The organism is Streptomyces sp. TAA040, from assembly GCF_000424845.1.
In genome coordinates this window covers 194,067-208,262 of sequence record NZ_AUKR01000010.1, presented here as the reverse complement: position 1 = coordinate 208,262, position 14,196 = coordinate 194,067, and the positions used below count along the sequence as shown (strand labels likewise).

At 70.8% G+C, this 14,196-nt stretch carries 11 protein-coding genes and 2 tRNA genes; 2 read left to right on the top strand and 11 right to left on the bottom strand.

Annotation, left to right across the window (positions count from 1 at the left end):
* Positions 1-294 (bottom strand): transposase family protein (locus H300_RS30080; RefSeq protein WP_199779172.1); only part of this gene is annotated, 294 nt, incomplete at its 3' end.
* Between the two features lie 681 nt (positions 295-975).
* Positions 976-1,048: transfer RNA gene (locus tag H300_RS0111115), tRNA-Ala, on the bottom strand.
* A gap of 127 nt (positions 1,049-1,175) precedes the next feature.
* On the opposite strand from H300_RS0111115, the gene H300_RS0111110 reads away from it, so the two are divergent.
* Both H300_RS0111110 and H300_RS0111105 read left to right on the top strand, forming a co-directional pair.
* Entirely contained in the window at positions 1,176-1,724 is a 549-nt protein-coding gene (locus H300_RS0111110; RefSeq protein ID WP_028427491.1) for a transcriptional regulator, read from the top strand.
* Positions 1,725-1,782: 58 nt separating this feature from the next.
* On the top strand, positions 1,783-3,318 hold the full coding sequence (locus H300_RS0111105; protein ID WP_028427490.1) for a serine/threonine-protein kinase: 1,536 nt from the start codon (positions 1,783-1,785) through the stop codon (positions 3,316-3,318).
* A gap of 51 nt (positions 3,319-3,369) precedes the next feature.
* Here the strand turns inward: H300_RS0111105 and H300_RS26275 are convergent, their stop codons facing one another.
* From H300_RS26275 to gnd, 9 genes are all read right to left on the bottom strand, one after another.
* A complete protein-coding gene (locus tag H300_RS26275; protein WP_158678350.1) occupies positions 3,370-4,809 on the bottom strand; it encodes a hypothetical protein in 1,440 nt (479 codons plus the stop codon).
* 419 nt (positions 4,810-5,228) lie between these two features.
* The gene (locus H300_RS32345) at positions 5,229-5,363 is read right to left on the bottom strand and encodes a DLW-39 family protein (RefSeq protein WP_486583698.1); all 135 of its coding nucleotides are present in this window, start codon (positions 5,361-5,363) and stop codon (positions 5,229-5,231) included.
* Between the two features lie 237 nt (positions 5,364-5,600).
* Positions 5,601-5,674 (bottom strand) — tRNA-Ile (locus tag H300_RS0111090).
* Between the two features lie 71 nt (positions 5,675-5,745).
* Positions 5,746-6,258, bottom strand: a complete 513-nt coding sequence (locus tag H300_RS0111085; RefSeq protein WP_028427489.1) for a DUF3566 domain-containing protein — start codon at positions 6,256-6,258, stop codon at positions 5,746-5,748.
* A gap of 102 nt (positions 6,259-6,360) precedes the next feature.
* Positions 6,361-8,967: a DNA gyrase subunit A gene (gene gyrA / locus H300_RS26270; protein WP_037979897.1), complete on the bottom strand. Its 2,607-nt coding sequence runs from the start codon at positions 8,965-8,967 to the stop codon at positions 6,361-6,363.
* 61 nt (positions 8,968-9,028) lie between these two features.
* A complete protein-coding gene (gene gyrB, locus H300_RS0111075; RefSeq protein ID WP_028427488.1) occupies positions 9,029-11,140 on the bottom strand; it encodes a DNA topoisomerase (ATP-hydrolyzing) subunit B in 2,112 nt (703 codons plus the stop codon).
* A gap of 296 nt (positions 11,141-11,436) precedes the next feature.
* On the bottom strand, positions 11,437-11,922 hold the full coding sequence (locus H300_RS0111070) for a DciA family protein (RefSeq protein ID WP_051269942.1): 486 nt from the start codon (positions 11,920-11,922) through the stop codon (positions 11,437-11,439).
* 140 nt (positions 11,923-12,062) lie between these two features.
* The gene (gene recF / locus H300_RS0111065) at positions 12,063-13,220 is read right to left on the bottom strand and encodes a DNA replication/repair protein RecF (RefSeq protein WP_028427486.1); all 1,158 of its coding nucleotides are present in this window, start codon (positions 13,218-13,220) and stop codon (positions 12,063-12,065) included.
* Between the two features lie 51 nt (positions 13,221-13,271).
* Positions 13,272-14,150, bottom strand: coding sequence for a phosphogluconate dehydrogenase (NAD(+)-dependent, decarboxylating) (gene gnd, locus H300_RS0111060; RefSeq protein WP_028427485.1), 879 nt, complete (start codon positions 14,148-14,150; stop codon positions 13,272-13,274).
* Positions 14,151-14,196: the final 46 nt, after the last annotated feature.

The following is a 14,196-nucleotide window of genomic DNA, read 5'->3' as shown; positions in this document are numbered from 1 at the left end:
GAGGCGTTCGAGCACGGCCGGTGGGGCGTCTGCTACCCATTCACTCACCGCGAGCAGTGACTTCGCCCCGGCCAGGACCGCGCAGGCGGTCAGCGCGAGCACCGCCACCAATGGATGGCGTACTCCTCGCGGATCGCGTGGATCCGGGACCGCCGCCAGCCGCTCCAGCAGGCCGGGCACGTCCCGGCCCAGAGCCGGAGGATGAGGGCTGAGCTGGTCAAACGCGGGCGATATCAGAGATGATGCGTCGGCAGGCACGGGCTTCCCAGGATCACAGAGCGCAGAGAACTCCATGATCACGGACGTCCGTGCCTGCTTCGTACCGGACCCCGACCAACCCGGTGAGACGTCAGCAACCGGACGTCATCGAACTACGCCGAAGCCCTGGTCTTCGCGCACGGGTTGGACGCCCGCAGTGACGGTTCTGCATCGACGGCGGATTGCATGATCGCGCTGAGGAGACCGTGCTTGTTCTGAACGGTCTTCGGCGCATACGCGGTCCGGGGCTTCCGGCCGCGCGGGTCGAGAGGGGGGGGAGGCGTCCGGCTTCGAGGTCGTTGACCCAGTCCTGAACCATCGCTCGGACGATGCTGCCCTCGCCGTCCTCCACGGAGTACGGACCGAACCAGGGAGCCATGTTCTCCCGGATCTCCTTCTTGTACTTGCTCCGTGTGTCGCCCTGGATTCCGGTGAGGCGGTCGACGTAGGCGAGCGCGAAGGGCTCGAACATGGTGTCCGCACGCCGCCGATCCGCAACAAAGCCGCGACCTCGGGTCCACCCCGGCGACCACTGCTGACCGTGTCCGTTGACCAGGTCACGGAAGCGCTCGGCGGCCATCTCGTCCTCGAAAACCTCGGACTCCTGCTTGCCGCCACGGGCTCCGCCAGCCCTCCACATGACCACGGTGCTGACGTTATAAACACAGAGAGGTCCCCTGACTCGCGTTTCCGCAGGTCAAGGGACCTCTACTGATGTGGAGCCTAGGGGAGTCGAACCCCTGACATCTGCCATGCAAAGACAGCGCTCTACCAACTGAGCTAAGGCCCCGTCGATCCAAGCCTACCTGCTCGCAATCCCGATCCCGACCAGGTATCGCCCCGTGCACGCTCCCTCCGTAGGATGCTCCGCAAGTTCGCTGGCGCGAAGCGAGCAGGGGAGACTCAGGGGAGACATGATGGACGCAACACAGCAGGACTCCACGGCCAAGGCACGGGAGCTCCAGAGCGCCTGGTACGGCGAACCACTGGGCACACTCTTCCGTCGGCTCATCGAGGACCTGGGTCTCAACCAGGCGCGGCTCGCCACGGTGCTCGGGCTCTCCGCGCCGATGCTCTCGCAGCTGATGAGCGGCCAGCGCGCCAAGATCGGCAACCCCGCCGTCGTCCAGCGGGTGCAGGCGCTCCAGGAGCTGGCCCAGGAGGTCGCGGGCGGACACGTGAGCGCCGCCGACGCCACCCAGCGGATGGAGGAGGTCCGCCGCACCGCGGGGCAGAGCGTCCTCGGCGGTACGAACCAGACCGCGACCTCCGGGCAGCAGACGACCGTGAAGCGCGCGGTGCGCGAGATCCAGTCCCTGCTGCGGGCGATCTCCGACGCCCAGGACATCATCGAGGCCTCGCAGTCCCTCGCGGACAGCCACCCGGAGCTGGCAGAGTTCCTCCGGGTGTACGGCGCGGGGCGCACCGCGGACGCGGTGAAGCACTACGAGGCGCACCAGGGCTGAGCGGGACACGGGCGGCCGCGCAACGGGCGCGGTCCGGGGGAAGGACAGGCGCGCGCGCATGGGTGAGGTCTTCGCCGGGCGGTACGAACTCGTCGATCCGGTCGGACGCGGTGGCGCAGGGGCCGTCTGGCGCGCCTGGGACCACCGCCGCAAGCGGTACGTCGCCGCCAAGGTCCTCCGGCAGAGCGACGCGCACACACTACTGCGCTTCGTCCGCGAGCAGGCGCTGCGCATCGACCACCCCCACGTGCTGGCCCCGACGAGCTGGGCCGCCGACGACGACAAGGTCCTGTTCACCATGGACCTGCTCAACGGCGGCTCACTGGCCCACCTGATCAGCGACTACGGCCCGTTGCCTCCCGCCTTCGTCTGCATTCTGCTGGACCAGTTGCTCGCCGGGCTCGGCGCGGTGCACGCCGAGGACGTGGTGCACCGGGACATCAAGCCGGCGAACATCCTGCTGGAGGCCACCGGTGCCGGCCGCCCGCACCTGCGGCTGTCGGACTTCGGCATAGCGATGCGCAAGGGCGAACCCCGCCTCACCGAGACCGACTACGTGGTCGGCACGCCCGGCTACTTCGCACCCGAGCAGATGCTGGGCGCCGAGCCCGACGTCACCGCGGATCTCTACGCCGTCGGCCTGGTGGCGCTCTACCTGCTCGACGGGAGGAAGCCGGACCCCCGGAGCCTGATGGAGTCGTACCGCGAGGGGACACCCTGCGCGCCGGGCAGCGTGCCCGAACCGCTGTGGCAGGTGCTGGGTACCCTGCTGCACCCCGATCCGTACGCCCGGTTCCGGACGGCGACCGGTGTGCGCAAGGCGCTCGCCGGTGCGGTGGAACTCCTCACCGAGGACAGCACCCTCCCCCTCACCGCCGACACGGTGGAGGTCTTCGACCACATCGGCCCGCTGCCACCGGGCTACGGCCCCCGCGGCCCGCACCCTGCGGACGAGCCGCAGACTCCCCACGGAGCCGACGGCACCGGTGGCGGACCGGCAGCGGCGGCAGCGGCCGGGACCGGCAGTTTCCACCTGGCGCCCCCCGCACCCGCGGCAGGCTCGGAAACGGCCGGTGCGGGAACCGCGGGGGCGAAAGCCCCCGGAGGACCGCACGCGGACGAGGCGTCCCCGGCACAGGCGGGAGCAGCGGCGCAGGCGGGAGGCGGTGCGCAGGCAGAAGGCGCAGCTCGGTCGGGAGGCGGTGCGCAAGCGGGAACCCCGCCGACCCCGACCCCACTCCTCGGCGGTGCGGGACTCCCGTACACCGGGTACCCCCCGCCCGGCCATCCCGCGGCCCACTCCGGCAGCACGCCCCCCGCAGGCCCGGGAGGCGCCACCCCGCCCGGTTACGGCTGCCCGGGGGCGTACGGCTATCCCGGCAGCCCCGGATACGCCGACCCGGCGCGGCACGGCCTCACGGCACCGGCCGACGGCCACCCGGCCCCGGCCACCGCGAGCGGGGCCGCGAACGGTGCCCCCGGCGGGGCCGCGGACGGGCGACGGCCGGGGCCGTCCCGCCGGGCGGCGGTCGCCGTGGTCCTGCTGGCACTGGCCTGCTTCGCCGTCGGTCTCTGGGGCCTCACCGGCTCCTGACCGGACGGCCCTGCCCGGCCGTTCCCTCCCACGGTGTGGCCGGGCCACGGCTCACTCGGCGCCGCGCGGTCCGTACCCCGGCCCCGGCAGGTGCTGCGCCGTACCCGCCGGGGCGTGTCCGGCGGGTACGCCCCGCCGCCTCGCGAGCAGCGTCCACAGCGCCAGGCCGAGCACCAGGACACTGCCGGCGCCGATCCCCGTCCACCCGATCAGCCGCCGGGCGCCGCCCGGCACCGCGTCGCCCGCACTCAGGCCCAGCTCGGCCGCCCTCCGGTCCTCCTCAGACACCTCGAAGCCCGCCGCAGCGGGATCGCCGTCGTACTCCGGCCCGGCGCCCGCCTCCCCGCGGAGGTTGACCCGCACGGTGATGTTGGTGCCGTCGGGGAAGAACTGGGCGAGGTCGGGGTGGAGCGTCACGGCCAGGTGGTACCACCCGGCCATGCTCGCGCCCCGGCCCTCGTCGTCGTAGCGGTTTCCGTAGTCGAGCGGCCGCAGCGCCAGCTTGGCCGCCGTCTGCTCGCCGGAGTAGGACGCGAAGTTGCCGTCCACCAGCTCGGCGCGGGCCGGGTTGAACAGGTGGAGGCCGAGTCCCTCCGACACCAGTCGGAAGGAGGTCTCGTCCTCGTCCTGGGCGTTGGGGAGTTCCGCGGTCGCGAAGAGCTGCTGGCCCCAGTCCACCGGCACCCGGTAGAACCGGGTCTCGCCGGGCAGCAGCCTGTCCTTCCACACCCCTGCGCTGATCGACGCGGCGTCGTTCAGTCCGGTACCGCCCTGCGCCCGGCGGGCGCTGCCGGCCGGCGGGATGGGCGGGTCCGTGCTCCAGCTGCCCTCGCCCGGCGGTGCCGGGATGCTGCCCTGGAGGCCGGGCTCGACCAGGTGGCCGAGCTCGATCGGCCACTCGCCCGGGTCAGAGGTGGCCTTGCCTTCACGCTTCACCGAGAAGAGGTACGGGCCGGCCTCCTGGCACTCCTCGACCCCGCCGCCGATCCGCCGGGCCGCGTAGTCGCCGACCGGGTGGGCCACCCCGTCCGCACCGAACGAGGCCTTCCCTGCGGTGTCGCACTTCTGACCGTCGGTGGTGGTCAGCTCCATCTCCAGCACGTCGTCGAAGCGGGCCACCTTCGTACCGGGCGCGGGGGCTGCGACCACGGAGAGGTAGACGGTGGAGACGTCGTCCAGTTCGACGCTGTAGAACTTCTCCTCACCCCGCCCGAGGGCGTCCGTCCACAACCCGGGCCCCAGCTCGGGGCCGTCGGAGCTGCTCGGCTTCCCCGTGATCGGCTCGGCGTCCCGGGCCGTGCGGTACTCCGGCAGATCGGCGGCCGGCACCGCGGTACCGGCCCCCGCCGACACCGGCCGTCCTTCGAGCGGTGACGCCCCCGCAGCCGGGACCGCCGTTGCCGGAGTCGTCGTCGCCAGCAGCGCCGCCGCCCCCAGCGCCGTTGCGGCGACGGCGAACCGGGCCTCCGTCCTGTTCCTTCGCCACGTCACCGCGCGCCCCCTCGTGGTCTCCGCCGTGCGGCACCCTCGGACCCGCGGCCCGTCGCCCGCCGTCTCCCCGCAGCTCCGGTGGCGGTCGCGACCACCACCGGACCATCCTGCCCCATCCGGCGCGGTCCCCGGAGGCCGTTGCCACCGGGACGGCCGGCGGCCCCGGCGCGGACGGCTCTCCCGTACCCGCCCGAAGCGTCGGCCGAGCGCGACCCGACAGAGCGCCCGGGGCGTCGGCTGCCCCGGTAGGCACCGTTCAAGTTTGCGCGTGCACACTACAAGAGCGGCGTCGTCACGGTCCTGCAACACCGACCCGGCCGTGACGTGCAGGAGCCCCGGCCGGGGCCGGGGCTCCTGCACGGTCGGGGATCGTCGCCGGGGCACCGACGCAGCGGTGCGGTCGACGGGGGACGCAGACCTCAGACGGTCGGGTCGGCGGGGACGGAGTCGGTGGCTTCCGTCCAGAGGTCCTGCTCGGCACGGTCCGCCTGGACCTGTCGGTACACGAGGAGCCCGCCGACAGCGGCCAGGGCGACCAGGAGGAGCTTCTTCACGGCGTTACCTCGTCTTTCGTGAGTCTCGTAAGACGTCGGGTCGTCTGGCGCCCGATGATACCCAACTCGGCGGTGCCGAAAAGCAGTCGCCCCGGACACACCCGGCACCACCGCCCAGGCCCGGTGGAGGACCACCTTTTCGGACGCACCCACCCGTCCGCACCCACCCGTCCGAAACAGCACCCGCAACGCGCATCGCCCAGCCCCTCCGAGGAGAGACCGGGCGATGCGGTGCGGTGGGGCTAACAGGACTTGAACCTGTGGCCTCTTCCTTATCAGGGAAGCGCTCTAACCGTCTGAGCTATAGCCCCGCGCTGCACGGCAAGATTAGCGCACTTCGACCCTGGTCCCAAAATCGGTTCCCGGGCGCTGAGGGCAGCGGTTACTCGTCCTCCGCCAGGGTCAGCTCGACGCCGCCCACGAAGCCCGCCGAGATGTTGTAGATGAACGCTCCCAACGTCGCCAGAGCGGTCGCCAGCACCACGTCGATCACCGCGATGATCGACGTGAACACCAGCACCCGCGGCAGCGAGAGGAAGGTCTCCAGCTCGAAACCGCCGCCGTCCGCGGACTCGGTCGCCTGGCTTATCGTCTGGCCGATGGTGGAGAAGACGCCCATGGCGTCCATCACCATCCACAGCACCGCCACCGCGACCACGGTGCACACACCGAGGGCGATGGAGAGCAGGAAGCTGACCTTCATCACCGACCACGGATCGGCCTTCGCCACCCGCAGCCGCGCCTTGCGCGTCCGGGGCACCGTGCGCGCACCGGTACGCGCACGGCGGACGGCGTCCTCGCCCTTCCCCTGGCCCGCCGGCGGGGGAGCCTGCGGACCGGGCGTGGGATAGGCCTGGGGCGGATGGTGCGGCTGATGGGGCTGAGCACCGGTCATCGTTGTTCCCCGACGGTGGGATTCGCCCTGCTGTCGCGCTTCGGCGGCGGACGGACCACGGGCGCTGCCCGGCTCCGCGCTGCCCGTGGTCCCGCTCACGACTTACTCCTCGTTGTCCGTGGCCGTGGCAGTTGCCGCGTCCGCATCCTGTGCCGCGACCGTGGCGTCCCCGTCGGACTCCACGGCATCCACTTCCTCGGCCTCGCGGCCCGCCTCGGCGTTGCGTGCGATACCGACGACGGCGTCCCGCTTGCCGAGGTTGATCAGCTGAACGCCCATGGTGTCACGACCGGTCTCCCGGACCCCGTTGACCCGCGTGCGGATCACACCACCGCCGAGCGTGATGGCAAGGATCTCATCAGTCTCCTCAACCACCAACGCGCCGACCAGGGAACCGCGGTCCTCCACGATCCGGGCGGCCTTGATGCCCAGGCCACCGCGGCCCTGGACGCGGTACTCGTCCACGTTCGTGCGCTTCGCGTACCCGCCGTCAGTCGCGGTGAAGACGAAGGTACCCGTCCGGACCACATTCATCGAGAGCAACTCGTCGTCCTCGCGGAAGCTCATGCCCTTGACCCCGGACGTCGCCCGGCCCATCGGGCGGAGCGCCTCGTCCGTCGCGGTGAACCGGATCGACTGCGCCTTCCGGCTGACCAGCAGCAGGTCGTCCTCGGAGGAGACGAGTTCGGCGCCGATCAGCTCGTCGTCGCGACCGTCGTGCATCTGACGCAAATTGATCGCGATGACCCCGCCGGCTCGCGGCGAGTCGTAGTCCCTCAGCGGTGTCTTCTTCACCAGGCCCGACTTCGTCGCCAGCACCAGGTAGGGCACGGCCTGGTAGTCGCGCACCGCGAGGATCTGGGCGATCTCCTCGTCCGGTTGGAAGGCGAGCAGGTTCGCGACGTGCTGCCCCCGGGCGTCCCGGCCCGCGTCGGGGAGTTCGTACGCCTTCGCGCGGTAGACGCGGCCCTTGTTGGTGAAGAACAGCAGCCAGTGGTGCGTGGTGGAGACGAAGAAGTGGTTGACGATGTCGTCCTCCCGCAGCTTCGCGCCGCGCACCCCCTTCCCGCCGCGCTTCTGGGCACGGTAGTCGTCCGTCCTGGTGCGCTTGACATAGCCGCCGCGGCTGATCGTGACGACGATGTCCTCCTCGGCGATCAGGTCCTCGATGGACATGTCGCCCTCGAAGGGCACCAGCTTCGTCCGCCGGTCGTCACCGAACTTGTCCACCACGGTGGTGAGTTCGGCACCGATGATCTGACGCTGCCGAGCGGGGGAGGCGAGGATCGCGTTGTACTCGTCGATCTTGGCCTGGAGTTCGTCGTGCTCCGCGGTGATCTTCTGCCGCTCCAGCGCGGCGAGCCGGCGAAGCTGCATCTCCAGGATGGCGTTCGCCTGGATCTCGTCGATCTCCAGCAGCCCGATCAGGCCGCCGCGCGCCTCGTCCACCGTCTGGCTGCGCCGGATCAGCGCGATGACCTCGTCGATCGCGTCCAGGGCCTTGAGGAGTCCGCGCAGGATGTGCGCCCGCTCCTCGGCCTTGCGCAGCCGGTAGGTGGTGCGCCGGACGATCACGTCGACCTGGTGCGTCACCCAGTTGCGGATGAAGGCATCCAGCGACAGGGTGCGCGGCACGCCGTCCACCAGGGCCAGCATGTTGGCACCGAAGTTGGTCTGCAGGTCGGTGTGCTTGTACAGGTTGTTCAGCACGACCTTGGCGACCGCGTCCCGCTTCAGCACCACGACCAGCCGCTGGCCGGTGCGCGAGCTGGTCTCGTCCCGCACGTCGGCGATGCCGCCGACCCGGCCGTCCTTCACCAGGTCGGCGATCTTCAGCGCCAGGTTGTCCGGATTCACCTGATACGGCAGTTCGGTGATCACCAGGCACTGCCGGCCCTGGATCTCCTCCACCTCCACCACCGCGCGCATGGTGATCGAGCCGCGTCCGGTGCGGTAGGCGTCCTCGATGCCGCTGCGCCCCACCACCAGCGCGCCGCTGGGGAAGTCCGGGCCCTTGATGCGGGCCAGCAAGGCGTCCAGCAGCTCGTCGTTCGAGGCCTCCGGGTTCTCCAGGAACCACTGGGCGCCGGCCGCCACCTCCCGCAGGTTGTGCGGCGGGATGTTGGTGGCCATCCCGACCGCGATCCCGGCCGAGCCGTTGACCAGCAGGTTCGGCAGCCTCGCCGGCAGAACCGTCGGCTCCTGGTTCCGGCCGTCGTAGTTGTCCTGGAAGTCGACGGTCTCCTCGTCGATGTCCCGGAGCATCTCCATCGCCAGCGGCGCCATCTTGCACTCGGTGTACCGCATGGCGGCGGCCGGGTCGTTGCCCGGCGAACCGAAGTTGCCGTTCGAATCGACCAGCGGCATCCGCATCGACCAGTGCTGGGCGAGCCGCACCAGGGCGTCGTAGATGGAGGAGTCACCGTGCGGGTGGTACGTACCCATCACGTCGCCGACCACGCGGGCGCACTTGTAGAAGCCCTTCTCCGGCCGGTACCCACCGTCGTACATCGCGTACAGCACCCGGCGGTGGACGGGCTTGAGGCCGTCCCGCACGTCGGGCAGGGCACGCGAGACGATGACGCTCATCGCGTAGTCGAGGTACGAGCGCTGCATCTCGGTTTCCAGCGCCACCGGCTCGACCCGGAGGGCGACGCCCTCGACCTGGGCGGGCCCGTCGGGGCTCTGCGGAATGATCTCGTCGGCCATGCTGTTCAAAAACCCTTTCTGGAAGCCGGTTCCCCCGCGCCTGCGGAGGTGACGGGCCGACTCAGATGTCGAGGAAGCGGACGTCCTTGGCGTTGCGCTGGATGAACCCGCGTCGCGATTCCACGTCCTCACCCATCAGGATCGAGAACAGATCGTCGGCCGCGGCGGCGTCGTCGATGGTGACCTGGCGCAGCACCCGGAGTTCGCTGTCCATGGTGGTCGTCCGCAGTTCCTCGGCGTTCATCTCGCCGAGACCCTTGAACCGTTGCACCGAGTCGTCCCTGATCCGCTTGCCCTGCTCGCGCCCGAGCGCGATGAGCTGGTCGCGCTCCCGGTCGGAGTAGGCGTAACTGTGGTCGTCCCGGCTCCACTTGATCTTGTAGAGCGGCGGCTGCGAGAGGTACACGTGCCCGGCCTCGACGAGTGGCCGCATGAAGCGGAACAGCAGGGTCAGCAGCAGGGTGTTGATGTGCTGTCCGTCGACGTCGGCGTCCGCCATCAGAATGATCTTGTGATAGCGGAGCTTCTCGATGGCGAAGTCCTCGTGGATACCGGTGCCGAAGGCCGAGATCAGCGCCTGGACCTCGGTGTTCTGCAGCACCTTGTCGATCCGCGCCTTCTCGACGTTGAGGATCTTGCCCCGGATCGGCAGGATGGCCTGGTACTGCGGGTCACGGCCGGACTTCGCCGAACCGCCCGCGGAGTCGCCCTCCACGATGAAGATCTCGCACTTGGTGGCGTCGTTCGACTGGCAGTCGGACAGCTTGCCGGGCAGCGAGGCCGTCTCCAGCAACCCCTTGCGGCGGGTGAGGTCACGCGCCTTGCGGGCCGCGACCCGGGCCGTCGCCGCCTGGATGGCCTTGCGGATGATGTCGGTGGCCTCGTTGGGGTTCCGGTCCAGCCAGTCCGTCAGGTGTTCGTGCACCACCCGCTGGACGAAGGTCTTCGCCTCGGTGTTGCCCAGCTTGGTCTTCGTCTGCCCCTCGAACTGCGGCTCGCCCAGCTTGACCGAGATGATCGCCGTCAGGCCCTCGCGGATGTCCTCGCCGGTCAGGTTGTCGTCCTTCTCCCGGAGCAGTTTCTTGTCCCGCGCGTACCGGTTGACCAGGCCGGTCAGCGCCGCCCTGAAGCCCTCCTCGTGGGTGCCGCCCTCATGCGTGTGGATGGTGTTCGCGAAGCTGTACACACCCTCGGTGTACTGGGTGTTCCACTGCATCGCGATCTCCAGCGAGAGCATCCGCTCCTTGTCCTCCGCCTCCAGGTCGATCACGGAGGGGTGGACGGGCTCGCCCTTGCGCGAGTTCAGGTGCCGCACGAAGTCGGAGATGCCGCCCTCGTAGTGGTACGTGACCGTACGCGCCTGGTCCTCGTCGTCGGAGGTCGCGGTGTCCGCGCCGGCGGTCTGCTTCGCGGCCGCCCGCTCGTCCGTCAGCGAGATGGTCAGGCCCTTGTTGAGGAAGGCCATCTCCTGGAAGCGCCGCGAGAGGGTCTCGAAGGCGTACTCGGTGGTCTCGAAGATGTCGCCGTCGGCCCAGAAGGTCAGCGTGGTGCCGGAGTCGTCCGTCGCCTCGTGCTTCTGCAGCGGTGCGGTCGGCGCCCCGAGCTTGTACTCCTGGGTCCACCGGTGGCCGTTGCGCCGGATCTCCACCGCGACCCGCTGCGAGAGCGCGTTCACGACCGAGACGCCGACCCCGTGCAGACCGCCGGAGACGGCGTAGCCGCCACCACCGAACTTGCCGCCCGCGTGCAGTACGGTGAGCACCACCTCGACGGCCGGCCGACCCTCCGAGGCGACGATGTCCACCGGGATTCCGCGCCCGTTGTCGGAGACCCGGACGCCGCCGTCGGGGAGGATCGTGACGTCGATGGTGTCCGCGTGCCCCGCCAGGGCCTCGTCGACCGAGTTGTCGACCACCTCGTACACCAGGTGGTGCAGACCGCGTTCACCGGTCGAACCGATGTACATGCCCGGCCGCTTGCGTACGGCGTCCAGGCCCTCCAGCACCGTGATCTGGCTGGCGTTGTACGACTCCTCGCCCACCGGTGCCACGGCTGCATCCGGGCCTGCGGCGTCCCCCGGAACGGGAGCATCGCCCGAGGTGGCGGCGTTGGACGGGACATTCTCGTTGGGGTTGCCGGAATCGGCCACGAAGCGCCCTTTCTGGCACAGCACAAGCCGTCTCCCCAGGCACGGGAGCGGCTGCGTCGTTCGACTGGGTCCGCCTACGGCGGATGCCTCCAGTCTACCTGTACAGCCGACAACAATGGGGCTTTGCCGGTGCCTGAGTCCGCATGTGCCGCCCTGAACCTGCGTCCGCCGACTCCCCATATGCGCCCAGGGGCTCCAAGTGGCTCACGACGGCGCTCAGCGCTTCCGGCTGTCAACCGCCCGTCACCGTGAGCGGAGTCACTGCCGACGCGGCCGGACACCTCTGCCACAGCAGTCGCCGGACCCGGCATCGTGCCTGGTCAGCCGTACGTGTCGCCCGGTCCGGTACTCCCCGGGGCGCGCAGCCGCCCGTAGCGGCGCGGCGGACCGCCGGGGGGCAGCACCTTGAGGAGCTTGACGGTGCCCTCGCCAAGATCCTCGTTCAGCCGTCGCACCAACTGCGGCGCGAGCATCCGGAGCTGCGTCGCCCACGCCGTCGAGTCGCAGCGCACCGAGAGCACCCGCTGCTCCTCGTCGTACGTCTCCGGTCGGCAGTGCTCCGCGTTCGCCGGTCCGACGATCTGCGGCCAGCGGCCCATCACACCGCCCACCGCCATCGGCATCTCCCAGCCCCGCTCGGTCTTCAGCCGCTCGATCGCCGAACTCAGCGGCAGCGGGTCCCGCCCGTCCCGGCGGGCCCCCGAGCGCAGCCCGACCCGTCCGGTCTGCCGCCGCTGCCGGCCGGACGTGCCCCGGGCCCTCGCCTGCTCCTTCGCGGCCCGCAGCGCCACTCGTGCCAGGTCCACCCCGGAGGACTCCGGCTCCGGCCGACCCGGTGCCGCCGGGTCGCGGTCGTCCGCCTCGCGGCCGGACGGTGCGACGCGGGGGGCGGGGTCGCCCGAACCGGACCCGGCGGAATCACCGGGAGCGCCGGGGAAGGGGGCGTTCACGTGCGGACCACCTCCCCCTCCGAAACCCGGTACCGGGTCCCGGACAGCACCCCGGGCACGTCCTCCGGCACGGCCGCCGTCACCAGCACCTGCTCGCCCGGCGCCACCAGCTCCGCGAGGCGCTCGCGCCGGCGGGCGTCCAGCTCGGCGAACACGTCGTCCAGCACCAGCACCGGCTCGCCCGCCCGCCGACCGCCTTCCCCGGCGGACACGAGTTGGCCTGGGCCCTCGCCGCGCAGCAGGTCGTAGGATGCCAGCCGCAGCGCGAGGGCGAGCGACCAGGACTCGCCGTGGCTGGCGTACCCCTTCGCCGGCATGCCGCCCAGCTCCAGCAGCAAGTCGTCGCGGTGCGGACCGACCAGCGTCACCCCGCGCTCGATCTCCTGCTTGCGCGCCTCCGCGAGCGCGCCGAGGAGGCGTGCGTACAACTCCTCGCGGCTGCCCTCGCCCGCTGGACTGCGGTACCCGAGCGAGACCACGCCCCCGCCGGAGGCCAGTTGCTCGTACGCCTTGTCCGCCAGCGGTTGCAGCGCGGTGATCAGGTCCAGCCGCTGGGCGAGCAGTTCGGCCCCGGCACGCGCCAAATGCTGGTCCCAGACGTCCAGCGTGGACAGGTCCATCGACCGGCCGCCGTGCCGGCGGGCCATCGCCGCCGACTTCAGCAGCGTGTTGCGCTGCTTGAGCACCCGGTCGTAGTCCGACCTGACCCCCGCCATCCGCGGCGAGCGGGCGGTGATCAGCTCGTCCAGGAAGCGGCGGCGCTCGCCGGGATCGCCCTTGACGAGCGCCAGGTCCTCCGGGGCGAACAGCACCGTGCGGACGATCCCCAGCACGTCGCGCGGCCGGACCTGGGAGGAGCGGTTGATCCTGGCCCGGTTGGCCCGGCCCGGGTTCAGCTCCAGCTCGACCAGTTGCTGCCGGTCGTCCTGGGCCACCGCCGCCCGCACCACGGCACGTTCGGCACCCATCCGCACCAACGGCGCGTCCGAGGAGACCCGGTGGCTGCTCAGCGTGGCCAGGTAGCCGACCGCCTCGACGAGGTTGGTCTTGCCCTGGCCGTTCGGCCCGACGAAGACGCTGACACCCGCTTCGAGCGGCACCTCCGCCCGGGCGTACGAGCGGAAGTCGGCCAGCGAGAGATGCGTGACGTGCATGACTGCTTGCGCGGACCTCTCCGGACCGGACCGTCGCCGGCCGCTGGTTGCCTACTTCGTGTTCTGCACGGCGTGGCCGCCGAACTGGTTGCGCAGTGCCGCGATCATCTTCATCTGCGGCGAGTCGTCCTGCCGGGACGCGAAGCGGGCGAACAGCGAGGCCGTGATCGCCGGGAGCGGCACCGCCTTGTCGATGGCAGCCTCGACCGCCCAGCGGCCCTCTCCGGAGTCCTGGGCGAAGCCGCGCAGATCCGCCAGGTGCTCGTCGTCGTCCAGCGCGTTGACCGCCAGGTCGAGCAGCCAGGAACGGATGACCGTGCCCTCCTGCCAGGAGCGGAAGACCTCGCGGACGTCCGTCACCGAGTCGGCGGCCTCCAGCAGCTCCCAGCCCTCGGCGAAGGCCTGCATCATGGCGTACTCGATGCCGTTGTGGACCATCTTCGCGAAGTGGCCCGCGCCGACCCTGCCCGCGTGCACCGCACCGAACTCGCCGGGCGGCTTCAGGGCGTCGAACACCGGCTGCACCCGCGCCACGTGCTCGGCCTCGCCGCCGTACATGAGCGCGTAGCCGTTCTCCAGGCCCCAGACGCCGCCGGAGACACCGCAGTCGACGAAGCCGACGTGCTGCGCCGCGAGCTCCGTGGCGTGCTTCTCGTCGGCCGTCCAGCGGGAGTTGCCGCCGTCCACGACGACGTCCCCCGGGGAGAGCAGCTCGGCCAGCTCATCGATGGTCGACTGGGTCGCCTCGCCGGACGGGACCATCACCCACACCACCCGGGGGGCGGGCAGGGAGTCCACCAACTCCCGCAGGCTGTGGACGTCGGCCAGGCCGGGGTTGCGGTCGTAGCCGACGACGGTGTGGCCTGCGCGACGGATGCGCTCGCGCATGTTGCCGCCCATCTTGCCGAGACCGATGAGACCGAGCTTCATCAGTGGGCCTTTCTTCCTGTTCCACGCGGTTACGACGCGGGGTTCG